This window comes from Marivirga tractuosa DSM 4126 (assembly GCF_000183425.1).
In the GTDB taxonomy this organism is placed as follows: Bacteria; Bacteroidota; Bacteroidia; order Cytophagales; family Cyclobacteriaceae; genus Marivirga; species Marivirga tractuosa.
On the sequence record NC_014759.1, the window covers coordinates 2430500 to 2453896 of the forward strand.

Genomic DNA, 23397 nt, shown 5'->3' on the forward strand with positions numbered 1-23397 from the left:
GCATGAGTAATCAGGAAAAGCTATTGGAAAGAAGCAAAAAATACGAACAAGACCTATCGGAACAACTAAAAGAATACTCTGGTAAAGCTGAAAAGTTTGGTAAAAATGCTTTGATGATTGCTGGAGGAGTGTTTTTGGCTTATCAGGCTGTTAAGCTTATCACAGGAGGAAGCAAAAAGAACAAGAAATCACAGGTTTATAAGGAAGTGAATGAAGATGAAAATGAATATGATGACTCACCCCGAATTATTATAAGAAGAGAAGAAAGCAGCGGTGGTGGAATTATGGATGCTCTCAAAGCTGAAGTAGGCGGGATTTTAGTTGCCATAGCCAGAGAAAAAATATTAGAGTTTTTAAGTCAATTAGAAAATCACAAGTCAAATGACAGAGAAGAAGAAGCTTAATCATCTAATTGAGGGCAAAGCAAACGGACAGAAATTTTTTGCTTTGCTTATTGACCCCGACAAGGTTCATGACAGAGCTTCACTGCAACGCTTGATCAATGTGGCTATTGAAAATGAAGTAGACTTCTTTTTTGTGGGGGGAAGTCTCATCGTTTCAGATTTTCTAAGCAGCTGCATTTCCGATATCAAATCTGCCACAGATATTCCCATCATTCTATTTCCTGGTAATAATCAATATATAGATTTGCAATCTGATGCTATCCTGTACCTTTCTTTAATTTCAGGTCGAAATCCTGACTTACTTATAGGGCAACATGTTCTTTCTGCTCCCATATTAAAAAGAAGCAAAATGGAAGTTTGGCCAACGGGCTATATGTTAATTGACGGTGGTAATAAAACATCAGTTTCCTACATGAGTAATACCAACCCCATTCCTCACGATAAAAGTGACATTGCTGTAAGTACTGCAATAGCTGGTGAACTATTAGGACTTCAACTTATCTACATGGATGCTGGCAGTGGTGCAGATAAAATGATTAGCGAGAAGATGATCGCCTCTGTGAAAAGAGCTATTGATATTCCCTTAATTATCGGTGGTGGTATAAATTCAGTTGCTAAAGCAAAAAACGCCTGGAAGTCAGGTGCTGATGTTGTAGTGGTGGGTAATGCCATAGAGCAAAACTCTCAATTATTGATAGAAATGACTGAGGCAAAAATCTTGCTGAATCAACAGTTGCAGAGGATGCAATAAGTAGTATTTAAAACTTGATCATTAAACTTGGGATATTTATCCCGACAGGAAGCTGCCGGGATAAACTTGACTAAAGAGCCCTATTAAACATTCATTAAAGATTCCCTTCTTCTCATCTTCCCAGCAGGAATACCGAACATCATTTTAAATCTTCGGCAGAAGTATGCAGTATCTTTATATCCAACTTCATGACCAATATCTCTGATACTCTTTTTAGAAGTTCTCAGCAGTGTAACGGCTTCTTCCATTCGTTGATATTCGATATAATCCTGAGGATTGATACCTGTCAACATTTTAAAATATTGCCCTACATAATCTTCGGAAACATTTGCTACCTCAGCAAGCTTCTTATTTGATAAATCACCTCCTAAGTGTTCATTAATATAATTGAATATATCAATTAAGCGTGGATCTTTGAAATAGGTACTATTAGTAGCCAATTGCTCCACAAATAATTTATTGCGAACAATATGTCTAAATAATTCTACTAATAAGTATTCCGTTAAAACCTTTACCATACGATCCGAGCCAGGCTCGTCACTTTTCAATTCATCAAACACCTTATCGTGTAAAGATTTGATGGTATCATTACTGAAAATAAATGGAGGAATATCAAGAGAGGCAAAAAAGTTTACCGAATCAAATACTTTAGCTTCAAAAGAAATATAACTAAAACTGTCACCACCTTCAACCAATAATTCATCATGGCTAATAGAATTAAAATATTCCGATTTTCCAGTAATGAATTTATCATTTGTGATAGTTTCAATTTGGCTACCTCTTCCGTAAGTAATTTGATGTACTTTTCCACCAGGAATAAAAGCGAAATCACCTTCCTTCGCTAATAGTTTTTCTTCTCCCAATAGTACTTCTCCTTTATTTACCCAAATTACTTTGTTCTCTACTTCATAGAGATTATTTACTGTTACAGGCTTTTGGATTTTGATATTTTTTGCTTTGACGAATTTAACGCCCAAAGACTCAATGATTTTGTTGTAATCTTCCATTTTCTTGTTTTATGAATGGATTAACTATAAAAAGTAAAAGTATTGTTTTGAATAATTGTATAAATCTAATGAATAATAGCTTTATATCAAAACAAATAAAAAACGCACAACCTATATTTGTATGTAAGGTTGTGCGTAATAACGAGGTTTTTATTGAATTATTTTAAGATTAACACTATGTGAAACCTCTAGATCTTAAAAACAATATGGCTTACTTCAGTATATTTCTTGAGATAACAATCTTCTGGATTTCCGATGTACCCTCGTAGATTTGAGTAATTTTAGCATCTCTCATTAATCGCTCAACATGATATTCTTTAACGAAACCATATCCACCATGAACTTGCACTGCTTCTACAGTAGTATCCATTGCAACTTGAGATGCATATAATTTCGCCATTGCACTAGCTTGGGAGAAATCTTGCTTTTGGTCTTTCAACCATGCTGCTTTCAAGCAAAGTAAGCGAGCCGTTTCAATTTGAGTTGCCATATCTGCTAATTTGAAAGCGATGGCTTGATGCTGGCTGATTTCTTTGCCAAAAGCTTTTCTTTCTTTCGAATATTTTAAAGCCAATTCATAGGCACCAGATGCAATACCCAATGCTTGAGCAGCAATACCAATTCTACCACCGTTTAAAGTCGACATTGCAAAGTTAAATCCAAAGCCATCTTCACCAATTCTATTCTCTTTTGGAACTTTCATGTCTTGGAACATCAAAGAATGCGTATCAGAACCTCTTATTCCTAATTTCTCTTCTTTCTTCCCTACTACAAAGCCTTCCGTTTCTCTTTCAACTATTAAAGCATTGATGCCTTTATGACCTTTTTCTTTATCAGTCTGAGCAATTACCAAATAAACAGAAGCACTGTTTCCGTTAGTAATCCAGTTTTTAGTTCCGTTTACTAAATAATAATCTCCTTTGTCTTCTGCGGTTGTTCTTTGAGAAGTAGCATCAGAGCCTGCTTCTGGCTCAGAAAGACAGAAAGCCCCTAGAATTTCACCAGTCGCTAATCGCTTCAGGTATTTTTCTTTTTGCTCTTCAGTTCCGTACTTTTCTAGTCCCCAGCAAACCAATGAATTGTTAACAGACATGGCTACAGAAGCAGAACTGTCTACTTTGGAGATTTCCTCCATTGCCAATACATAAGAAACAGTGTCCATTCCGCCACCATTATATTTGGGATCCACCATCATTCCCATGAATCCTAGTTCTCCCATTTTCTTAATCTGTTCAGCTGGGAATTTTTCGTGAGTATCTCTCTCGATTACTCCAGGTAATAAGTCATTTTGTGCAAAATCTCTTGCAGCAGCTTGTACGGCTAACTGCTCTTCTGTCAGTTGAAAATCCATCTATTATTTATTTTTTAGTCGTATCGGTGCAAAAACAGAATGTTCCTGCAAAAGTTTTGCAAATATAGGAAAAATCCATTTAATCCCGACTGCCTAGGAACATCATCACATAGTAAAGCAATGTAACTAGTGAAGCAATTGCTGCAACTAAATAAGTTCTTGCCGCCCATTTTAAAGAATCTTTGGCCATATCATGCTCTTGTGGAGTCGTAACACCAGAGGTGGTCATCCAAGCTAGTCCTCTTTTGCTGGCATCATATTCTACTGGTAAAGTGATAAATGCAAATAATGTAAATACAGTATAGCACCCGATTATCACCATCAAAGCTAATTGAGGATTGATTAATTGCGGTAAAGCAAAAGCTCCGAAAAGCATTGCCATAAAAACAAAGTTAATGATTTTAGCACTTACATTCTGCAGTGGCACCAATGCAGAACGCAATTCTAAGAATGAATAAGCTTTTGCATGTTGAACAGCATGACCTACTTCGTGTGCAGCAACTGCAACTGCTGCTGCAGAGCGGTTATTGTAAACATCTGAACTTAAATTTACTGTTTTATTTGCTGGATTATAATGGTCTGTTAATTGCCCTTCAACGGACATTACTTTCACATCATAAATACCATTATCTTTCAGCATTTTTTCAGCAGCCTCTCTACCTGAAATACCAGAGCTTAAAGTGATTTTAGAGTACTTTTTAAATTTACTCTTCAACTTGGATTGCACAGCATAACTAATGATGGCGAATCCGATAATAATTACAATCAAAAACATTCTATTATTGGTTTATTTTATTAATAATATTGGTAGTGGAATAGCCCTCTACCAACTCAATAGTCTCTACTTTTCCACCGTTTCCCATAACGACATCTGCTCCAACAATGTTGCTGATTTTGTAGTCACTACCTTTGACTAAAACATCGGGTATAAGTTGTTTAATCAAAGATATTGGGGTCTGCTCTGAAAAAAACACAACGGCATCTACAAATGATAAAGCGGCAATTATTCTGGCTCTTGCTTCTTGATTATTGACAGGTCTTGTTGGCCCTTTTAGTTTGCTAACTGAAGCATCAGTATTTAAGGCTACTATCAATTTATCTCCTTTAGTACCTGCCTTTTCTAAATAATCAACATGCCCTAAATGCAAAATATCAAAACAACCATTAGTAAACACCACTTTCTGGTCTTTCCAGTCTTGTCTTTTTTTTATCAGAGCTTCTAACGAATATATTTTATCAGCTGTTGGCATAAGCTTGATTTGATTTTCTTTTAGGTATGATCATACTTAAGAATAAAGATAGTGACCCTACTGCAATAATTGCTATTGAATTGGTAGTATGAAGGACAAAAGCAAAAATAATCCCTTCTTTTTCTGGAACACCATATAATAATAAGCCTGCTCCAACCAAATAATGGAAGGCTCCTATCCCACCTTGAACTGGTGCCGCCATTCCAATCCCTCCTAAAACTAACAAAATAAAGCCGGCTGAATACCCAAGATTAGCAGTTGATTCCATGCTAAAAAACACCACATAGGTCATAAAGAAATAGCAAACCCATATTCCTAATGTGGCCGTCCAAAACAGTAATGGACTTTTTAATTTTCTTACGGAGGTGATACCTTCTACTAACTGCCGCAGAAAAGCAGTTAATTTATTGTAATACTTATTTTTTCTTAAAAAAGCTTGATTTCTTTTCAGCAGAAAGAAAATTACAATAGCACCAACTAAAAATGTGATCCCAATTGCGGTTAAAGTAAGAAAGTTTTCCTCCAAACCAGTAGCTTTATCCAAAAAGAGATCTAAGAAAAAGTCATTTAATCTTCGAAATTCAATCACTAGCGTAAATGCAATGATTGCAAGCAAACAAAGCATATCGAAAACTCGCTCAGTTACCACACTACCAAATGCCCTACTAACAGAAACATCATCCGTTTTCTTTAAAATACCACATCTAGAAACCTCTCCCATTCTGGGCACCACAAAATTGGCTAAATATCCCACCATCACAGCCAAAAAAGTCCTTGATGTCTTTAAGTTATAACCCATCGGCTCCAACAACATATTCCAGCGCCAAGCTCTTAATAGATGGCTGACCATAGCCAAGGCTATCGAAAGATATATCCAATTCAGATTTGCTTCTCTGAACCTTGCCACCATATCATTGAAATCAATATCTTTATAGAGATACCAAAACAGAAAGACCGCTATTGCTAAGGAAAAAGTGTATTTAAGAAATGATTGAAGTCCTTTTCTCAATTATCAGGGAAGTTTATTATTGGCATCAGGAAATATTAAAGAAGGCTTGAATGATTTTGCCTCTTCAAAATCCATATGTGCATATCCAATGATGATGATGATATCACCTACTTGCACTTTTCTTGCAGCAGGACCATTTAAGCATACCATGCCAGAGCCTCGCTCTCCCTTAATGACATAAGTCTCCAATCGCTCACCATTATTGATGTTCACAATCTGGACTTTTTCGTTTTCTATAAGATTAGAGGCTTCCATCAGATCTTCATCGATGGTGATGCTTCCAACATAATGTAATTCTGCCTGAGTAACCTTTACTCTGTGAATTTTTGATTTACAAACTTCAATTAACATACTATACTCTTCAAATTGGGGTGCAAAGTTATGAAATTAAATAGAGCCTATAAGGCAATTACATAAGATAATATTATACCTATTGGAAATTCAGCTTCAAATCATAATTATTTATAAAATCGAATACTAGTTTTCATTTAAGTACATATTATCTATTAATCTCACATTTCCCATAAACCCTGCAATGCACAGAACGGTATCTGGTGCCAAGTAGTTCTCTGTTTTTGGAAGTAAATCCTTGTCGCTTACAATTTCAAAATATTCTAACTGCGCTTTATGATTGCTGAGGAGCGAATTTACTTTTTCCTTTGCTGCTACCGCTGATTGGCCTTCCTTTAATATTGCTTTTGCCTCTGATAATGCTTTGTAGAATATTTTTGCTTCCTCCCGCTCTTCTTTACTTAAGCGCTCGTTCCTTGACGACATTGCCAAGCCATGATGCTCCCTTTTGATAGGGACGGAAATTATTTCTAAGTTAAAAAATAATTCCTCTACTAGCTTTTTGATAATAGTCAACTGCTGCAAATCCTTCTGACCAAAAAAAGCACAATTAGGAAGAACTATATTAAAAAATTTCGATACAATTAAAGCCACCCCACTAAAATGTCCTGGGCGAAATTTACCTTCCATTACTCTATCCAAATCCCCAAATTCAAATTTAATAGTATTTCTCCCCGCATACATCACTTCATCAGAAGGTAAGAAAAGAAGGTCGCAGCCATTTTCAGCTAGTAAATTTTTATCCGCATCAATATTTCGAGGATACTGCTTGAGATCATCTTGGTTATTAAACTGAGTAGGGTTAACATAAATACTGCAGACAACGATATCCACAGTTTCTTTGGCAGTAGCAACTAAACTCAGATGTCCTTGGTGCAAAGCGCCCATCGTAGGAACGAAACCAATTTTTTTTCCCGCAGATTTAAATTGAGAGATAAGAGCTTGTATTTCAGCGATTGAGCCAGTTGATATCATAAAAAATGCGCTAAATTAGAAAGTTTTGGAACAAATCTAGCTTATTAATCAAAAAAATAATGGAAAGTGAGTATTTTTTTGTATTTTTGTGCTTCGTTTATGAATTAATCAAATCCAATAAGCATATGTCAAAGCTTCGAATTCTTTACGTAGCCAATGAAATCAATCCATTTTTAAAAACATCAGAAGTAGCAGAATTTGTACGAAAGCTCCCTCAAGCCATGCAGGAAAGAGGAATGGAGATTCGTATTTTAGTACCCCGCTTCGGACTAATTAACGAGCGGAAGAACAGATTACATGAGGTAGTCCGTCTTTCGGGAATCAATATCTCTGTAGGAGAAGAAGAAAAACCTTTAATTATTAAGGTAGCTTCTATTCCAAACGCTAAACTTCAGGTGTATTTTATTGACAATGAAGATTACTTCCAGCGTAAATTTGTATTTCATGATAAGGAGAACAATTTTTATCCTGACAATGATGAAAGAGCAATATTTTTCTGCAAGGGAGCGTTGGAAACAGTTAAGAAACTAGGCTGGGCACCTGATGTAGTACATTGCAATGACTGGATGACCAGTTTGATTCCAATGTATTTAAAAACCACTTATAAAAACGATCCAATATTTAAAGATGCAAAATCTGTATTTACTGTGTATAATACAGAATTCTCTCATAAATTTGGGACAGATTTAGTGGACAAGGTAAAAATGCTTGATATCGATGATAGCATGCTGTCCAATCTAGAATCAGCCGATTATGAAGGGTTCATAAAAATCGGTGCAGAATATGCAGACGCAGTTATTAAAGCAGGTGATGAGTTTAAAGGAAACCTTGATGAATTATTTTCAACATTCGACAAAGAAAAGAAAGTTGACACCATTGAAAAAGGAGAAGATTTTGAAGAATCCTATTTCAACCTATATACAGAATTGGCAGGCTAATACCGCCACCTCAATAATTACAGGGCCAGCTCTCCTGCTGGCCTTTTTTTTCGCCTCTTGTGAAGAGCCAATAGAAGTAGAAAGCGACTTAGTCCCTGGGGGAAACAATGCTGAAATCCGGTATGTTGAAATCCCCTTGGAAATAAACCATGCTGCCTATGATACGCTATTGGTCAGCACAAATGTATCAATACTGGAGGGAGCCAGAGGACAAGTTTTTGTAGGACATCAAAACAACCCAGAAATAGGAAATTTCTCTGCACAAGCCTATTTTGGCGCTATTTTGAGTAATAGTGTTAATAGAGATAGTGTTAAATTTGGAAGTGAAGTTATTGAAACAAGACTTCACTTAGGTTTTAATTACTATTATGGCACTGAGTATGGCAATCCGCAGAAGTTTAGACTCTACCAATTAGCGGACACCTTGAAATCCTCTGGTATAAAATCGATAGAAAATAATAAGGTTAATTATTATACTGTAAATGACGAGTTGAGCACTTCGGAAGAGATAGCAGTGAACGGCACTACTATTATTAATCCTAAAGATACCATTCCTGATTACATCTCTCTTGGAAATAACTTTGGAAATGATCTATTAGACTTAGTTAGAGACGAGGATTTAACACCAGAAGAAATCTATAGTACCTTAAAAGGCTTCAAATTAGAGGTTGAACCAGGTCAAAATAATTTACAGGCCTTAAGTTTAGCGGGTCAGAGCTCATATTTTGAGGTTATCTACCAATCACCCACTGCGGATACACTACAAAGTGTGACCTTTAATTTATCTAGTTCAAGTTTCACACATGTGGATTTCCAGCCAGGAAGCCTGATACCTAGTACGTTTAGCGGAAATAATTCTTTCGATTTAACTGATCCAAGTAAAGCTTACTTCAATAACTTACTTGGTATCAGTCCAAAAATTAATTTGGATCCTTATTTATCTTTTATTGATTCTGTAGATTACATGCAAATTAATAAAGCTGAAATAATTATTGAAAGTCAAAATTTCACCACTTTGGATACTCCTTTTGAACAAGTACGACCCGCTCAAGCAATTATTCCGTACATTCTTGAAGAAACTGGAGGATTTAAAAAGCAGGGTAGAGACTTTTGGGCAATCCAGTCAAATTTTACTTCCAATGGAGGAATAGCAAACCAAAGTGCAGGTACCTCACCAACAAATTTAAGCTATGATGATAGCAAAAATCAAATTAGAGGGGATATCAGCTTTTTCTTACAAGAAATTTACAATGACCCTTCGTTTTGGACTGAGGGAAATAATTTTGTTTTCACTGGTCAATTCATCCGAGTAAACAATGATGCCTTTACAGAAAATCCAATTATCAATATTGGAAACTTTGATAACTTTTTAGTTGACAAAGAGAATATAAAATTAAGAATATATTACACTACTTTTAAATAAATCGCAATATGTGTGGAATTGTAGCATATGTAGGTCATCAGAATGCTTCTGAGATCATCATTAAAGGATTAAAAAGATTAGAATATAGAGGTTATGACAGTGCAGGTATTGCACTTATGAATGACGGTCTTAAGGTTTATAAAAAGCAAGGGAAAGTTAGTGAACTTGAAGCGCATCTTAAAGATAAAAATACTAAAAGCACAATAGGAATTGGTCACACAAGATGGGCAACTCATGGTGCACCAAGTGATCTAAATGCTCATCCGCACTTTTCTGAAAGTGGAGATTTAGCAATTATTCATAACGGAATTATTGAAAATTATTCCTCACTTAAAACTGATCTAGAGAATAAAGGCTATACATTCAAAAGTGAAACCGATTCTGAAGTATTCATCAATTTTATAGAAGATATCTATAAAAATAATGATGGAACATTAGAAGAAGCAGTTAGATTGGCTTTAACCAAAGTAATTGGTGCTTATGCGATTGTGATAATGTCAACTAATCATCCTAATCAATTGATTGCTGCTCGTAAAGGAAGCCCTTTGGTAATTGGTGTGGGTAAGGATGAGTTTTTCTTAGCATCTGACGCAACGCCTATAGTAGAATATACCAATGAAGTGATCTATGTAAATGATTACGAAATTGCTTTAATTAAAGATGGCGAAATCAGTATTAGAGATACTAAAGATGTAAAAACCACCCCATACATTCAAAAAGTGGACATGGAACTAGAAGCTATTGAAAAAGGTGGGTTTGAGCATTTCATGTTAAAAGAGATCTTTGAGCAACCAAAATCTATTAAAGATTGCTTTAGAGGAAGGTTGATTGCTGATGAGGCTAAATTAGTTTTGGGCGGAATAAGAGATTATGCCACTGCTCTAATTAATGCAGAGAGGATTGTAATTGTTGCTTGTGGTACTTCTTGGCATGCTGGGTTAGTAGCTGAATACATTTTTGAAGAATTTTGTAGAATTCCTGTCGAGGTAGAGTATGCTTCAGAATTTAGATACAGAAATCCTGTTATCAAAGAAGGAGATATTGTATTTGCAATTTCTCAGTCTGGTGAAACAGCCGATACCTTAGCTGCTATGGAATTAGCAAAATCAAAAGGAGCTATTGTTCTTGGAGTTTGTAATGTAGTGGGTTCATCCATATCAAGAGTTTCTCATGAGGGAGTTTATACACATGCTGGACCAGAAATTGGGGTTGCCAGTACAAAAGCCTTTACAGCTCAGTTGACGGTGTTGACTATGATTGCTTTAAAGACAGCTTTAAGAAAAGGAACTATTGCTGAGCAGCGTTATAGAGAAATTTTAGTTGATTTAGAAAATATACCAAAAAAGGTAGAGAAAGCTTTAAAAACTGACGAACAGGTTAAAAAGATTGCTGAAATTTATAAAGATGCTAGAAATTTCTTGTATTTGGGCAGAGGTTATAATTTTCCAGTTGCTTTGGAAGGTGCTTTAAAATTAAAAGAGATTTCTTATATTCATGCAGAAGGCTACCCTGCTGCAGAAATGAAGCACGGGCCAATTGCTTTAATTGATGAGGAGATGCCAGTTGTAGTAATTGCAACTAGAGATAGTTCTTACGATAAAATTGTTTCTAACATACAGGAGGTTAAAGCAAGAAAAGGAAAGGTAATTGCAGTTGTTTCAGAAGGCGATTCCTTGATTCCAGGCATGGTAGATCATACAATTGAAGTGCCCGGAACCCACGAATCTTTAATGCCAATGGTTTCCACTATTCCTCTTCAATTACTTTCTTATCACATCGCAGTTATGAGAGGATGTAATGTAGATCAGCCGAGGAATTTGGCAAAATCTGTGACTGTAGAGTAAGGTAATTACATATGCATTTCGCACAACATTAGCTGGAAAGTAAAAGCTAACTTGAAAGACCGAAGCAAATTCTGCTTCGGTCTTTTTAATTCTAACGAGAAATATTTTGCCGCAATTTCGTCTTTATTTAAAATCTCAAAACATTGCGATCAAACAAGACATTTATTAGGTCTAATCAAAATGTTATCAGTTTATGCCAAATTTTACAATCGTTTTCAAAGATGATTCTATAAAGGAGATTGAAGCAGAAAGCAAGGAAGCACTTATCAGAGATTTCAGTTTAGCAGATGCAACCGCTTTTCAAGAAATGGGGTTGTTTTTGAATTGTTTGCGTGAAGCAAAATAGGCTATCGTAACCATGAGGGGAATGGAGATAATATTAGAACCCAGTAAGTTTCCTAAGCCTATATTTGATACACCCCGGGCAGCACTGGTGATGTTAACTGCTACTTCGGGGCTTGCCGTTACAATCGCCAAAAAGCAGCTCCTGCCGAAGCGGTGAGTCCCCATTGTTTCCGCAACATTTTGAGCGGTGTAAGCAATTGGTCAGCTCCCCAATGTGCAGCCCATGCGGCTATTACTAAAACTCCTACCCATAACCATGCATTCATATCTTCTATTTTTATCGGTCAATTATTTATTTAGCTATTTTCAATATCCTTACAGCCCCTCGCATTACGAAGGTGAAAACAATTGCCCCAATGGCCAAATCGGGCCATTTGCTATCAAGAAAATAAACTAACACACCGGCCAGGATCACTCCGCCATTTACAATAATGTCATTGGAAGTGAATATGGCACTAGCCTGCATGTGAGCTTCATCACTTTTAGCTTTATTGATCAGCCAGAGCGAAACCAGATTGCCGATGAGGGCCAGTACTGATATGATAATCATCCATTGAAACAGAGGTGTTTCGCTTTCTCTGAAAAACCTGCGCAATACTTCTGAAAATCCTAATAGCGCCAGTACCATTTGAAAATAACCACTGATTTTGGCTACTTTTTTCTTGCGAGACATTGCTGCACCTACAGCAAATAAGCTCAGGCCATAGACGATGGAATCTGCCAGCATGTCAAGTGAGTCAGCTACTAACCCCATGGAACGGGATATCCATCCGGTAGTCATCTCTACCACAAAGAATCCGAAATTGATACCCAGTACCCACCAAAGTATTTTCCGCTGTTCGGAGTCGTCAGCAGCCAACGGCAACTCAGCTTCATCTTCCGTACTTTCTAACCGGTCATTGAGTTTAAGTTCAGTAATGGCCTGATGGATCTTGTCCACTTCGTCTGTGTGATATACTTCCAGTCTGCGATTGGGTATATCAAATGAAAGTTGCTTTACCTCATTATAAGGCTCCAGCTTCATGCGGATCATTTGCTCCTCTGAGGGGCAGTCCATTTTACTGATATGGAAGGTGGTTTTCTTCATAACTTTTTTAGCAACAACTCCTGTCTTGCTGAATTGGTGGACATTGTTCTGTACCATAGCTACAAAATACACAACAGTCTCCTTGTTTTGGTTTCAGTACTGCTTTGCAGCTTTGACATTCATAAAAGAACTGACAAGCGTCAGTTGGCATTTCTTCTTCTTTTTGATATCCGCAGTTTGGACAGTTAACAATTGATTTATTCGTTATTTCCATCTCTTTATTGCTCTTTTCATAAGTCTTGCGTCTCAGGTAACTGCAAATGATCAAATCAAAAAACTGCCTTTTTATACTTTTAAATAACACGAAAACCTCAGAGATTTTTTCTACCTCTGAGGTTTATTTTAAATTGATTGCAATTATTCTGCACTACACTGCCTCAGCCTTAAAACCCGCTTTCTGTACCGTTTTCTTTACTTCTTCTTCAGTCAGATCAGAAGTTTCTACAGTAAGTATGCGGTCATCACTTTCAAGGTTGACATCCCATTTTTTTATGTTCTTTTCCTCGTTCAAGAAGGGAGTCACTTTTGAAAGGCATCCGCCACAATTGATATTGGTTTTGAATTTTAAAGTGTTCATTATTTAGTCTATTTAAAGTTTATAATTTGATTCTTAAATTTTTGCTGCTTTCAACCGCAGACTATTGGCTACTACCGATACCGAACTGAAGGCCATCGCCATGCCCGCAATCATCGGATCAAGTAAAAAGCCGTTTACCGGGTATAAAAGCCCGGCTGCTATCGGGATACCGATAATGTTGTAAATGAATGCCCAAAAGAGGTTCTGACGAATACCCAATACGGTTTTCTTAGATAGCTTAAGTGCTTTGGGTATGGACTGCAGGTCTGAAGTTATCAACGTCATCTTCGCCACATCCATTGCTATGTCAGAACCTTTGCCCATCGCAATACTCACATCGGCTTGTGCCAGAGCGTGTGAGTCGTTGATGCCATCTCCAACCATCGCCACAATTTTTCCTTTGACTTGTAGCCCTTTTACAAAATCTGCTTTGTCGGAAGGCAATACTTCTGCTTTAAACTCCTTAAGGCCTACCTGTTCGGCAACTGCATGGGCTGTTTGCTGATTATCACCGGTGAGCATGTACACGTTAATGTTTCTTTCCTGAAGGGTTTCAATAGCTTTTTTAGATGTTTCCTTAATCTTATCGGCAATTGCCAGCACAGCTAAAGCCTGATCTTGATTGGCAAAAAAGATGACTGTTTTAGCTTCCTCCCGAAGTGTTTTGGCTTTTTTGTCAAGTTGATTACTCACACTGATATTATGTTCGGCAAGCAATCTTTGGTTACCGATATAGAAGCTCGTGCCATTTTTATACTTTGCTTCAACCCCCCGCCCCGTAATGCTGTTAAACTGTGAAATGGTTGTAGATTTAATGCCTTCCTCTTTTAGCTTTTGAACCACCGCTTCTGCCAAAGGATGTTCCGATTGCGACTCCATGGCCAGTACCATGGGCTTGAGCTTTTCGGATTGCTCCTCATCTTCCCAAAAGATATCCGTAACGACCGGCTTCCCTTCGGTGATGGTGCCCGTTTTGTCTAAAACAACAGCATTTACCTGATATCCTAATTCCAGGCTTTCAGCGTCTTTGATCAGAATATTGTTTTCAGCGCCCTTTCCGACACCAACCATAATAGCCGTTGGGGTAGCTAGCCCCAAAGCACAGGGGCAGGCGATCACCAATACAGCTACCGAGGTAAGCAATGCATGCGTGAAGGCATCATCTCCACCTACCAACATCCAGGTAATAAAAGTCACGATGGAAATAACCATTACTATCGGCACGAATATTCCGGCTATCTTATCCACCAGCTTTTGAACCGGGGCTTTACTCCCCTGGGCTTCTTGCACCATTTTGATTATTTGGGCAAGTAAGGTCTCCCCGGCTACTTTCTCAGCCGTAAAGCGAAAGCTACCTTTCTGGTTGACCGTCCCTGCAAACACTTTTTCACCTTTGCTTTTCTCCACCGGTATGGGTTCTCCTGTAATCATGCTTTCATCCACAAAAGAATTTCCCTCGGCCACTTCACCATCTACAGGTATCTTCTCCCCCGGACGAACCAAAATGGTATAACCCACCTCAACCGAGGCAATGGGCATTTCCACTTCCTCTCCATCCACAATCACTCTCAATGTTTTCGGCTGTAAACCCATTAGTTTTTTGATGGCAGAAGAGGTATTGGATTTCGCTTTTTCCTCCAATACTTTTCCCAGTGAGATGAAAGTGATGATTACGGTAGCCGCTTCATAATACACATGTGGATGTATGCCCCTATTGTGCCAAAACTCAGGAAATAAGGTATTGAACAAGCTGAAAATGAATGCAATCCCCGTACTCAGGGCCACCAACGTATCCATGTTGGCCTTCCCGTGCCTGGCTTGTTTATAGGCATTAATGAAAAAACTTCTGCCAAACCAGAATAAAACCGGAATGGTAAATGCCAGAGAAATCCATCTGCCCGGCACCCAGTCCATGTAGAACATGCCCAGAATGAATACCGGTAGCGTTAAGATAGCAGACCAAATGGTTCGTCTTTTTACTTCCTGATAATGCTTTTCCTGAAGCTCCTGCTGCGCTTCTGATGGGTTTTCAGCGTCAACAATCAAATCATAACCAACTGACTGTAGCGCCTTACGCAAATCCTCTGAGGTGAGTGAATCGTTATATTCTACTAATACCGAACTATTAGCGAAATTGACACTTGCCTTGGCCACACCTTCAGTATGGGTAAGGATGGACTCCACGCTGGAGGCACATGAGGCGCAAGTCATCCCCGTTACAGGAAAGGATTTTTTTAGTGTCTTGTCCATCTTTTGAGATGGTCTTCTTTTTGGTTCAATAATATCTATGGCTTCCATATATCATTTTTAATCTATATGTTCTGAGATGAACAATACAAAATTAGGAAGTGCAGAAGGAATAAGTACTATAGGATTTGCTGAAGGTTTTACAAAATTGTCAGTATGCCGAGCACACGGGATTTCAATATTGAATAATTATATGTTTATATGTTATCCAATGTGTTTCTTTTTCTATCAATAGTACTTTTAAACTGAGAAGGTGTCATACCAGTGACTTTTTTAAATTGACTACTTAAATGTGCCGAACTGCTGTATCCTAACTGAAAGGCTATTTGGCTCAGTGTAAGTTCATCATAGATCAGCAATTCTTTGATGCGCTCAATTTTCTGGCGGATGATATATTGCTCAAGGGTAATGCTTTCTACGGATGAAAAAAGCATGCCGAGATATTTATAGTCATAGTTGAGTTGGTCAGCGATCAAATCAGCCCACTTCACATCTAAAACCTCCTGTGAATGATGAATCTTTTGAACAATCAAATTTTTCATCTGCTCTATCAGTCTGCTTTTGCGATCATCTATAAGCGAAAAACCCACTGTTTCCAGCCCTTCATTTAACCTGCTTTTTTCCTCATCCCCTAATCCTTTTTTGAGTTCAATCTTACCCAGTTCCACATTTTGAAAGGGTATCTCTAATTCTTCCATGAGTTGCTTAACCGCTGTTATACAGCGCGGGCAAACCATATTTTTAATATGTAGAATTTTACTGTCTGTCATTTAGATATGGCATTTATCATCATTTAAATAAACACTTTTTAGTGCGTTATGATTTATAAAATTCGGTGTTTGATGTACGAAATTATTGGCTTATACGGTTTGATGGTTCACTATTTTTATTCAATGAAAATACTACGAAAAAACAATTTTACGAGCGCATATAAAACTCAGTATTGGATTGACTATAATAGCCAGGAATGGTGACAGTCCTATATCTAAGAAAGGTACAACAGGCATTCTTTCATTGTAGCTCCAAAAGTCTAGTTCTACAGCCACCCACTCTGCTGTTAACGAGACTAAGCTGGCCATTATGAGGACGATTAGCAATATTTTAAAATTAAAATTTCTAATCCAGTACTTGTCTTTGAGGACAACAGCAACAAGGCCGTATATGATGAATGTGAGTACAACATCTCCAATCGTGCATCCGAGGAAGTAGATGCTTTTCATAAAGAGATTGTACTCATTATATAAACCGGCATGAAGGTTTTCCCAGATAAAGTTCAGAACGAAAGCTATCAGCGCCATCCATGTTAATAAACTTTTAGCTTTAATTGTCTTAGACTCCTCCATGTTTAAAGTTCAGGAATGGCTTTAATGCAATACCATTCCTGCTATTCTGATTTTACAGTGATTTCACCTCAAAAGAAACCTTCAGCTTTTCCCATACGATAGTTACTTCTGCTGTTGAATTGCCCGTTTCATTCACCGCATAGGTAAGCGCTTCCTGGTTTTCTGATAGTTTCTCAGGGTTCACTTTTATTCTTACTACATCAAGGGATGGATCATAGTCATCACTCATGTGCTGATCCCAGTTTTTATTGATGATCAACGTCCATTCGTTTTCACCAGGAATAGTGAAAAAACCATATTTTCCTGCTGGAACTTTGGTGTTATTAATCTCTACATCTTCTGAAAAATTGATGGCTGTTGCCCTGTGTGCGCCAGTGGCCCATACTTTGTCATATTCTACCAGGCCTCCCCAGATTGTTCTACCCCGCACACTTGGGGAAGAATAATCAATGTGTATGTGTGTATCTCCTGCATTTCCCATAGCTGCCGTCTTTGGACTCTTGGGTTTAGACTTATCATCATTATCTGCACCATGGGCAGCATGATCGTTTGCAGGCTTGTTACAACCTCTGGAGAACTGAAGGTGAACAATCTTCCACATACCTTCCTCTACCTGCATGGAAAGGGTTACCAATCCGGCAGAATTAATCTGCTGGCCTTGCATCTCGCCCTTAATCAAATAATTGCCTCGCAATAATGTCATCTCTTTGTTGACCAGAGATTCGGCAACTTCAACAGAGAATGTCATCTCCTGCATCTCCTCAATTTCTTTTCCCAAATGACCGTCTCTGTAGTGCTCCCAGGAATCATCAACCGATCCCTGTTCGTATATTTTTGCTTTTGGAGAGAAAACTGCATTCAACGGCTCCAGATTTTTATCATTTACTGAACTGACAAATAAGTCCAGCACTTCGTTGGCTGTATTTTTGGGTTTGACTGAATCATTGCAAGAAATCATTAGTACTGATAAAGCCAAAATAGCGGTGGTAAATAATTTTTTCATTATAGATTATTGGGTTAGTTATAAATATTTAAGCAATAGTGATTTTTTCATCCAGGTAAACCTGCTGGATCAGATTAAGCAGTTCAACACCTTCGTTTCTAGGTCTTTGAAATGCTTTTCTTCCTGAGATAAGGCCCATTCCTCCGGCTCGTTTATTAATAACAGCCGTTTTTACAGCTTCAGCATAGTCCGAATCACCGGATGATGCCCCTCCCGAGTTGATCAGGCCTATCTTGCCCATGTAACAGTTGGCTACCTGGTAGCGGCACAGATCAATTGGATGATCCGAAGTATATTTCTCATACATTTCTTTAGAAGTCTTACCAAAATCCAAAGCCTTAAAACCGCCATTTGTTTCAGGCACCTTTTGTTTGATAATATCTGCCTGAATGGTGACTCCCAGATGGTTGGCCTGGCCTGTGAGGTCAGCGGCTGTATGGTAATCCTTGTCCTTGGTTTTGAAGGCTTCATTTCGGGTATAACACCACAAGATAGTGGCCATCCCTAATTCATGGGCATAAGCAAAGGCTTCTGAAATTTCACGGATCTGCCGGTTTGACTCTGCCGACCCAAAGTATACGGTAGCCCCAATGGCGCAAGCCCCCATATTCCAGGCATCCTTTACCGTTCCAAATAAGATCTGGTCATGCTTGTTGGGATAGGTTAGAAGCTCATTATGGTTGATTTTTACGATATAAGGAATTTTATGCGCATACTTTCGGGCGTTAAGCCCTAATACACCAAAGGTAGAGGCTACACCGTTACAACCTGCTTCCAAACCAAGCTGTACAATATTCTCCGAGTCAAAGTAGTCCGGATTGGGGCCAAAAGCACTCCCAGCGGAATGTTCAATACCCTGATCTACCGGAAGAATTGACAAGTAGCCCGTGCCTGCCAGGTTACCACTATTATACAATCTTGATAGTGAATTAAGCACCTGCGGATTTCTGTTTGTATTCAGAAAAACCTGATCCAGATAATCCGGTCCGGGTATGGTAAGCTTTGTTTTGTCAAAGGTTTTGCAGCTGTGCCCTAACAGGTATTCAGCCTGATCTCCTAAATATTCATTTATCTTTTTCATATCCATTCTATTTACAGTTGACAATTATTGACGTTTTGTACTTGTAGATTTTAACCTCGGGACGACCAGAACGGTTACAAGTAGTAATACTGTTCCGATGATCGGGTATGGCCAGGATTTGCCAAAGGTGTACAACCAAATACCCAAAATAGGCCCCAGTACCTGACCGATGCTATTAACAGATGTTTGTAGCGAAAGATTAGCTCCGGTATGATTTTTATCAATGAAAGAAATCATAGCGATAAGATTTGGCGTAACCATGGCTCCTCCTACCGCAAAAACGATGATCATAGCGTAGACAAACAAGTTGTGTGTCCAGAAAGAAAAAGCGAACATGGCCAATGAGGCTATTGCAAAGCCGATAAATAGTTGTGTGTTTATAGACAATTTTTTCTCATCAAGACTGGCAAAGAGGGGCTGTAGTGCCGCCATGATCAAACCACAAAGCATAAAGCCCAGGCCTATCTGTGAAGTAGTAAAAGTAAGGACATCCTTAGCGTATACGGAAAAGACCGTTTCAAATAAGGTAACTGCTAATTGAATAACCAATGACATCAGTAACAGTAATATAAAATCTAATCTGATGCTCAATCTTGATTGCTGTACTTCTTGTAGAATATCAAGGTTACGTCTTTCGGGATTTTTCAACCATCCGATGGTTAGAAACAAAATCAATACCCCTAATAATGCCACCGCAAGGAAAGGAACGCTGAATTTATCTAGCAGTAAATGCCCGAAGCTGGTATTAAAATGCAGGTTGGTTTGAGCGAGATAACCACCGATCATCGGCCCGGCTATCACTCCCGTACTTACAGCCACCCCGGACCATGCCAAGACTTTCCTTCGCTGCATGCTGTTGGTAATGTCACTGAGGTAAGCATTACCAACGGGGATAACCGAAGATGAGAAGATCCCTCCAAGGATACGGGCCATGTACAGCATGGTTAAAGAAGTAGCCAGGCCGGTTAATGCCTGCATAACAACAAAACCTGTCAGCCCCATAATGATGAGTAGTTTACGACCGAAACGGTCAGATAACTTACCCCAAACTACCGCAAATAATAGTTGAAAAAATGGGTATATGCTGGTAAGGATACCAATGTGATAGTTGATATCCTCATCCGCCACTACACCGGACTTTAAAGCAAGTCTTTCCGTATAGTAGGGTAAAACGGGCAGCAGTACGCCATACCCGCTCATAACCACAAAAATACTCAACAGGACAATTATTATCCTGCCAAGGATTTCTCTATTACCCATTACTTGCTACCAATTTTTTTCTTTAAAAGTTGGGCATTGATTGCCACTATAATGGTACTCAAACTCATAAATACCGCACCTACAGCAGGCCCTAATACAAAGCCGGATGTGTAAAGCACCCCTGCCGCAAGAGGAATGGCAACCGCGTTGTATCCCGTAGCCCATATCAGGTTTTGGATCATCTTATTGTAAGTAGCTTTTCCAAACAGGATCAGATTGGCAATGTCTTGCGGGTTGCTATTGACCAAAATAATGTCGGCTGTTTCGGCTGCCACATCGGTTCCTGAGCCCACGGCAATACCTACGTTGGCCTGTGCCAGTGCAGGCGCATCGTTCACCCCATCACCGGTCATAGCGACAAATTCATTCTTAGCTTGTAGGTCTTTTACGATTTCAACCTTCTGGTGTGGCAATACCTCTGAGTAGTATCCGTCCAGGCCTAGTTCTTCACTTACTGCTTTGGCGACTGTTTCATTGTCACCGGTAGCCATCATCACTTTAATGTTATTGTTTTTGAACACTTTAATTGCCTGGGCACTTTCCGGCCTGATCTCATCGGCCAGGGCGATGTACCCGGCCAGTTTATTATCCACCAGCACAAATACAACTGTCTCCGCAGCACTGCTGTAGGCACCATCAGGTAGGGAAATATTCTCATCTTTCAGATAACCCGGGCTCACTACTTTTACATCTTTTCCTTCCACTTTTGCTTCTACCCCTTTACCGGTAATGGCATTGAAGTTTTCCGGTTTGGGTACGGCTATGTCTTTCTCTTTTACTTTTTTGATAATACCAACGGCAATAGGATGTTCCGAACTTTGCTCCAAAGCACTGGAAAGCCGAAGTAGTTCGTCTGCCTCAAATTGCTGATCTACCGCTTCTACACGGGTAACGCCAAAATCGCCTTTGGTCAGGGTTCCGGTTTTATCAAAAACGAGGGCCGAGATCTTTCTTGATTCCTCAAAAGCAGTCCTGTTTCTAATCAGCAGACCATTCTGTGCCGAAACCGCAGTGGATATGGCTACCACTAATGGTATGGCTAAGCCAAGCGCATGCGGACAAGCAATGACCATGACGGTAACCATTCTTTCCAGGGCATATACGAAAGGAAAGCCTAAAAACAACCAGGTAGCCAGCGTACCAAAACCAATGGCCAATGCAATATAGGTAAGCCACTTGGCGGCACGGTCTGACAAATTCTGCATTTTTGACTTAGACTTTTGCGCCTCTTGTACCAGCGTAATTACCTTATTGAGGTAGCTGTCTTTACCTGTATGCTCTACTTTTACTTTTAGTGAGCCATTGCCATTGAGTGACCCTCCGATTACTTTATTCTCAAGGCCTTTTTTTACCGGTTTGGATTCCCCGGTCAGCATAGACTCATTCAGGTAACTTTCCCCCTCTACGATAATGCCATCAGCCGGAACTTTTTCACCGGGTTTAATCAAAATAATATCATCTTTTTGCAAGTCTTCCAGCTTCACATCTTCTACCGTGTCACCTTTGACCCGATGCGCTTCTGAGGGCATCATGCTTACCAATAACTGCAGGGCTTTTGAAGCTCCCAGTACGGATTTCATTTCCAGCCAGTGGCCGAGTAGCATGATATCAATCAGGGTGGCCAGTTCCCAAAAAAAGTCTTCTCCTTCAAGGCCGAACACTGTTGCGGAACTATAAAAATAGGCAACACTAATGGCCATGGATATTAAAGTCATCATGCCCGGGGCACCTTCCTTCAGCTCATCCTTCAATCCTTTCAGAAAAGGCCAGCCTCCGTAAAAATAAACGATGGTAGAAAGCCCGAACAGAATGTAAGCATTGCCCGGCAGCAGCCACTCATAACCGAAAAATCCCTGGATCATTGGCGAAAAAACAAGTATAGGGACAGTGAGTACCAGCGATATCCAGAATCGCTTTTTGAAGTCCTCTATCATCATTTTATGATGATCATGTCCCATTTCACCATGCCCGGGGTTGTGACCCGAATGACTACTATGCCCATGTCCTTCATGTCCGGAATGATTTTCATGCTTTTTACTTTCTTCGTGCTTATGGTGTTTGTGATTATGCTCTTTATGATTTTCCATAACGTCTATATTTTATTTGTCGGGGTACTCTAAATTAAGTTTTTCAAGCTGTTCGGCTAAAATTTTGGCAGCTGTATAATTACGAAACCAGCGCTTGTCTGCAGGGATGATATGCCAGGGCAAGTGATCACAGGCATTAAGTACTGTATGGTATACTTTCCTAAAATCATCCCATTGTTTGGGTATCAGTTCATCTTCCTTCGCGTACTTCCAGCGTTTGTGTGGTTTCGTTTTACGTTCTTCAATACGCTCTATCTGCTCATCAGCAGATATATGCAGGTAAAATTTTAATATCAATGTATTATTGGCCAGCAGGTGATGTTCCAGTTCGTTGATCAAATTGATACGGTGCTCCAATACTTCAACTGACAGGCTTTTATTGACGGTAGGCACCAAAATGTCTTCATAGTATGAGCGATTAAAGACCTTGATCATTCCTTTTTCTGGAAAGTGGGGATAAACACGCCATAAGAAATCATGCTTGACTTCATCTGCGGTAGGTTTCTTAAAAGATTTAACCTGCACTCCTTGCGGGTTCATACCGCTAAAGGCATGACGGATTGTACCGTCTTTACCTGAAGTATCAAGACCTTGTAAGACGATAAGCATGCTGTACCTGCCATCAGCGTAGAATTTATTCTGCAACTGAAAAAGCTCTTTTTGAAGTTTTTTCAGTGTTTTTTTAGTTTCCGCTTTATCAGCATGCTCAGGTGGAAGGGTGGATATGTGATCTAGCTCAATCATCTATCGGTCATTTTAAGTCTTTGAACCATTGCTTCATTTAGGCTACTACTGTATAACCCATAAGCATCAACCAATACACCCTTCATACCATTCTTACCGCTTATGGCAAACACAATGCTATTGTCATCAGGGTTACTCATGCCTTCGAACCGATAAAAAGCATCCACTTCAAAATCTTCCGGATGTAATTGTAGTTTGGAAGTGAGGCATTCCAAACATTCAGGCTTTAGATTGAAGTCTTCTGTATAACCTTCTTTTCTCAAGGCGTTAGTAGCTTCGCTCAGTGTGTCGTAAGATGTATTGCTATTTGCTTTGGTCAT

The 23397-nt window shown here is 38.9% G+C and carries 27 protein-coding genes; 6 read left to right on the forward strand and 21 right to left on the reverse strand.

Translation table 11 applies throughout. The features are described from left to right. Positions 1–2 precede the first annotated feature (2 nt). Positions 3–404, forward strand: coding sequence for a hypothetical protein (locus FTRAC_RS10225; protein ID WP_013454170.1), 402 nt, complete (start codon positions 3–5; stop codon positions 402–404). Continuing rightward, on the forward strand, positions 382–1155 hold the full coding sequence (locus FTRAC_RS10230) for a geranylgeranylglyceryl/heptaprenylglyceryl phosphate synthase (protein ID WP_013454171.1): 774 nt from the start codon (positions 382–384) through the stop codon (positions 1153–1155). The genes FTRAC_RS10225 and FTRAC_RS10230 overlap by 23 nt, the downstream gene beginning before the upstream one ends. A gap of 83 nt (positions 1156–1238) precedes the next feature. Here FTRAC_RS10230 and FTRAC_RS10235 read toward each other — a convergent pair whose 3' ends face one another. The 7 genes from FTRAC_RS10235 to panC form a co-directional block, all read right to left on the reverse strand. Further along, entirely contained in the window at positions 1239–2162 is a 924-nt protein-coding gene (locus FTRAC_RS10235) for an AraC family transcriptional regulator (RefSeq protein WP_013454172.1), read from the reverse strand. 211 nt (positions 2163–2373) lie between these two features. Continuing rightward, on the reverse strand, positions 2374–3513 hold the full coding sequence (locus FTRAC_RS10240; protein ID WP_013454173.1) for an acyl-CoA dehydrogenase: 1140 nt from the start codon (positions 3511–3513) through the stop codon (positions 2374–2376). Between the two features lie 79 nt (positions 3514–3592). Beyond that, complete coding sequence (locus tag FTRAC_RS10245; RefSeq protein WP_013454174.1) at positions 3593–4288, reverse strand: zinc metallopeptidase; 696 nt, start codon at positions 4286–4288, stop codon at positions 3593–3595. A gap of 4 nt (positions 4289–4292) precedes the next feature. Then, positions 4293–4763, reverse strand: coding sequence for a D-glycero-beta-D-manno-heptose 1-phosphate adenylyltransferase (gene rfaE2 / locus FTRAC_RS10250; protein ID WP_013454175.1), 471 nt, complete (start codon positions 4761–4763; stop codon positions 4293–4295). After that, positions 4750–5772, reverse strand: coding sequence for a lysylphosphatidylglycerol synthase transmembrane domain-containing protein (locus FTRAC_RS10255; protein WP_013454176.1), 1023 nt, complete (start codon positions 5770–5772; stop codon positions 4750–4752). The genes rfaE2 and FTRAC_RS10255 overlap by 14 nt, the downstream gene beginning before the upstream one ends. 3 nt (positions 5773–5775) lie before the next feature. Beyond that, positions 5776–6123 (reverse strand): aspartate 1-decarboxylase, encoded by a 348-nt coding sequence (gene panD / locus FTRAC_RS10260; protein WP_013454177.1) that lies wholly within the window; start codon positions 6121–6123, stop codon positions 5776–5778. A 126-nt stretch (positions 6124–6249) separates the two neighbouring features. Further along, positions 6250–7098, reverse strand: a complete 849-nt coding sequence (panC, locus tag FTRAC_RS10265; RefSeq protein WP_013454178.1) for a pantoate--beta-alanine ligase — start codon at positions 7096–7098, stop codon at positions 6250–6252. 125 nt (positions 7099–7223) lie between these two features. On the opposite strand from panC, the gene FTRAC_RS10270 reads away from it, so the two are divergent. The 4 genes from FTRAC_RS10270 to FTRAC_RS19785 all read left to right on the forward strand — a co-directional run bounded on the left by FTRAC_RS10270 (position 7224) and on the right by FTRAC_RS19785 (position 11649). Next, positions 7224–8036, forward strand: coding sequence for a glycogen/starch synthase (locus FTRAC_RS10270; protein ID WP_041650598.1), 813 nt, complete (start codon positions 7224–7226; stop codon positions 8034–8036). Next, the gene (locus FTRAC_RS10275; protein WP_041649722.1) at positions 7975–9459 is read left to right on the forward strand and encodes a hypothetical protein; all 1485 of its coding nucleotides are present in this window, start codon (positions 7975–7977) and stop codon (positions 9457–9459) included. The genes FTRAC_RS10270 and FTRAC_RS10275 overlap by 62 nt, the downstream gene beginning before the upstream one ends. A gap of 8 nt (positions 9460–9467) precedes the next feature. Then, on the forward strand, positions 9468–11303 hold the full coding sequence (gene glmS / locus FTRAC_RS10280; protein WP_013454181.1) for a glutamine--fructose-6-phosphate transaminase (isomerizing): 1836 nt from the start codon (positions 9468–9470) through the stop codon (positions 11301–11303). A 193-nt stretch (positions 11304–11496) separates the two neighbouring features. Beyond that, a complete protein-coding gene (locus FTRAC_RS19785; RefSeq protein ID WP_013454182.1) occupies positions 11497–11649 on the forward strand; it encodes a hypothetical protein in 153 nt (50 codons plus the stop codon). On the opposite strand, the gene FTRAC_RS20195 is transcribed toward FTRAC_RS19785, so the two are convergent. The 14 genes from FTRAC_RS20195 to FTRAC_RS10340 all read right to left on the reverse strand — a co-directional run bounded on the left by FTRAC_RS20195 (position 11604) and on the right by FTRAC_RS10340 (position 23397). Further along, on the reverse strand, positions 11604–11813 hold the full coding sequence (locus FTRAC_RS20195; protein ID WP_394359117.1) for a hypothetical protein: 210 nt from the start codon (positions 11811–11813) through the stop codon (positions 11604–11606). The genes FTRAC_RS19785 and FTRAC_RS20195 overlap by 46 nt on opposite strands. After that, the gene (locus FTRAC_RS19915) at positions 11768–11914 is read right to left on the reverse strand and encodes a sodium:calcium exchanger (protein ID WP_221405900.1); all 147 of its coding nucleotides are present in this window, start codon (positions 11912–11914) and stop codon (positions 11768–11770) included. Before FTRAC_RS19915 ends, FTRAC_RS20195 begins: the two co-directional genes overlap by 46 nt. A 26-nt stretch (positions 11915–11940) precedes the next feature. Further along, a complete protein-coding gene (locus FTRAC_RS10290) occupies positions 11941–12735 on the reverse strand; it encodes a cation diffusion facilitator family transporter (protein WP_013454183.1) in 795 nt (264 codons plus the stop codon). 7 nt (positions 12736–12742) lie between these two features. Beyond that, the gene (locus FTRAC_RS20010; protein ID WP_013454184.1) at positions 12743–12949 is read right to left on the reverse strand and encodes a GDCCVxC domain-containing (seleno)protein; all 207 of its coding nucleotides are present in this window, start codon (positions 12947–12949) and stop codon (positions 12743–12745) included. 153 nt (positions 12950–13102) lie between these two features. Beyond that, entirely contained in the window at positions 13103–13312 is a 210-nt protein-coding gene (locus FTRAC_RS10295; protein WP_013454185.1) for a heavy-metal-associated domain-containing protein, read from the reverse strand. A gap of 33 nt (positions 13313–13345) precedes the next feature. Then, the gene (locus tag FTRAC_RS10300; RefSeq protein ID WP_013454186.1) at positions 13346–15610 is read right to left on the reverse strand and encodes a heavy metal translocating P-type ATPase; all 2265 of its coding nucleotides are present in this window, start codon (positions 15608–15610) and stop codon (positions 13346–13348) included. Positions 15611–15756: 146 nt separating this feature from the next. After that, on the reverse strand, positions 15757–16329 hold the full coding sequence (locus FTRAC_RS10305; protein WP_013454187.1) for a helix-turn-helix domain-containing protein: 573 nt from the start codon (positions 16327–16329) through the stop codon (positions 15757–15759). A 132-nt stretch (positions 16330–16461) separates the two neighbouring features. Then, positions 16462–16902 carry a hypothetical protein gene (locus FTRAC_RS10310; protein ID WP_041649725.1) on the reverse strand — a complete coding sequence of 147 codons (441 nt, stop codon included), beginning with the start codon at positions 16900–16902 and terminating at the stop codon, positions 16462–16464. A gap of 52 nt (positions 16903–16954) precedes the next feature. Then, positions 16955–17905 (reverse strand): DUF2911 domain-containing protein, encoded by a 951-nt coding sequence (locus tag FTRAC_RS19920; RefSeq protein ID WP_013454189.1) that lies wholly within the window; start codon positions 17903–17905, stop codon positions 16955–16957. A 28-nt stretch (positions 17906–17933) separates the two neighbouring features. Continuing rightward, positions 17934–18986, reverse strand: coding sequence for a class I fructose-bisphosphate aldolase (locus FTRAC_RS10320; protein WP_013454190.1), 1053 nt, complete (start codon positions 18984–18986; stop codon positions 17934–17936). Positions 18987–19010: 24 nt separating this feature from the next. Next, positions 19011–20246 carry an MFS transporter gene (locus tag FTRAC_RS10325; protein WP_013454191.1) on the reverse strand — a complete coding sequence of 412 codons (1236 nt, stop codon included), beginning with the start codon at positions 20244–20246 and terminating at the stop codon, positions 19011–19013. Continuing rightward, entirely contained in the window at positions 20246–22333 is a 2088-nt protein-coding gene (locus FTRAC_RS10330) for a copper-translocating P-type ATPase (RefSeq protein ID WP_013454192.1), read from the reverse strand. The genes FTRAC_RS10325 and FTRAC_RS10330 overlap by 1 nt, the downstream gene beginning before the upstream one ends. A 12-nt stretch (positions 22334–22345) precedes the next feature. Next, positions 22346–23077, reverse strand: coding sequence for a PPK2 family polyphosphate kinase (locus FTRAC_RS10335; protein ID WP_013454193.1), 732 nt, complete (start codon positions 23075–23077; stop codon positions 22346–22348). Further along, on the reverse strand, positions 23074–23397 hold the full coding sequence (locus FTRAC_RS10340) for a hypothetical protein (protein WP_041650602.1): 324 nt from the start codon (positions 23395–23397) through the stop codon (positions 23074–23076). The genes FTRAC_RS10335 and FTRAC_RS10340 overlap by 4 nt, the downstream gene beginning before the upstream one ends.

Coding starts and splice junctions, on each gene's coding strand:
- FTRAC_RS10290 (WP_013454183.1), bottom strand. CDS start 12,735: ATGAAGAAAACCACCTTCCATATCAGTAAAATGGACTGCCCCTCAGAG.
- FTRAC_RS10235 (WP_013454172.1), bottom strand. CDS start 2,162: ATGGAAGATTACAACAAAATCATTGAGTCTTTGGGCGTTAAATTCGTC.
- FTRAC_RS10225 (WP_013454170.1), top strand. CDS start 3: ATGAGTAATCAGGAAAAGCTATTGGAAAGAAGCAAAAAATACGAACAA.
- FTRAC_RS10340 (WP_041650602.1), bottom strand. CDS start 23,397: ATGACCAAAGCAAATAGCAATACATCTTACGACACACTGAGCGAAGCT.
- FTRAC_RS10320 (WP_013454190.1), bottom strand. CDS start 18,986: ATGAAAAAGATAAATGAATATTTAGGAGATCAGGCTGAATACCTGTTA.
- FTRAC_RS10295 (WP_013454185.1), bottom strand. CDS start 13,312: ATGAACACTTTAAAATTCAAAACCAATATCAATTGTGGCGGATGCCTT.
- FTRAC_RS19915 (WP_221405900.1), bottom strand. CDS start 11,914: ATGAATGCATGGTTATGGGTAGGAGTTTTAGTAATAGCCGCATGGGCT.
- FTRAC_RS19785 (WP_013454182.1), top strand. CDS start 11,497: ATGCCAAATTTTACAATCGTTTTCAAAGATGATTCTATAAAGGAGATT.
- FTRAC_RS10305 (WP_013454187.1), bottom strand. CDS start 16,329: ATGACAGACAGTAAAATTCTACATATTAAAAATATGGTTTGCCCGCGC.
- panD (WP_013454177.1), bottom strand. CDS start 6,123: ATGTTAATTGAAGTTTGTAAATCAAAAATTCACAGAGTAAAGGTTACT.
- FTRAC_RS20010 (WP_013454184.1), bottom strand. CDS start 12,949: ATGGAAATAACGAATAAATCAATTGTTAACTGTCCAAACTGCGGATAT.
- glmS (WP_013454181.1), top strand. CDS start 9,468: ATGTGTGGAATTGTAGCATATGTAGGTCATCAGAATGCTTCTGAGATC.
- FTRAC_RS10300 (WP_013454186.1), bottom strand. CDS start 15,610: ATGGAAGCCATAGATATTATTGAACCAAAAAGAAGACCATCTCAAAAG.
- FTRAC_RS10325 (WP_013454191.1), bottom strand. CDS start 20,246: ATGGGTAATAGAGAAATCCTTGGCAGGATAATAATTGTCCTGTTGAGT.
- rfaE2 (WP_013454175.1), bottom strand. CDS start 4,763: ATGCCAACAGCTGATAAAATATATTCGTTAGAAGCTCTGATAAAAAAA.
- FTRAC_RS20195 (WP_394359117.1), bottom strand. CDS start 11,813: ATGGGGACTCACCGCTTCGGCAGGAGCTGCTTTTTGGCGATTGTAACG.
- FTRAC_RS10245 (WP_013454174.1), bottom strand. CDS start 4,288: ATGTTTTTGATTGTAATTATTATCGGATTCGCCATCATTAGTTATGCT.
- FTRAC_RS10270 (WP_041650598.1), top strand. CDS start 7,224: ATGTCAAAGCTTCGAATTCTTTACGTAGCCAATGAAATCAATCCATTT.
- FTRAC_RS10330 (WP_013454192.1), bottom strand. CDS start 22,333: ATGGAAAATCATAAAGAGCATAATCACAAACACCATAAGCACGAAGAA.
- FTRAC_RS10240 (WP_013454173.1), bottom strand. CDS start 3,513: ATGGATTTTCAACTGACAGAAGAGCAGTTAGCCGTACAAGCTGCTGCA.
- FTRAC_RS10230 (WP_013454171.1), top strand. CDS start 382: ATGACAGAGAAGAAGAAGCTTAATCATCTAATTGAGGGCAAAGCAAAC.
- FTRAC_RS10335 (WP_013454193.1), bottom strand. CDS start 23,077: ATGATTGAGCTAGATCACATATCCACCCTTCCACCTGAGCATGCTGAT.
- FTRAC_RS19920 (WP_013454189.1), bottom strand. CDS start 17,905: ATGAAAAAATTATTTACCACCGCTATTTTGGCTTTATCAGTACTAATG.
- panC (WP_013454178.1), bottom strand. CDS start 7,098: ATGATATCAACTGGCTCAATCGCTGAAATACAAGCTCTTATCTCTCAA.
- FTRAC_RS10310 (WP_041649725.1), bottom strand. CDS start 16,902: ATGGAGGAGTCTAAGACAATTAAAGCTAAAAGTTTATTAACATGGATG.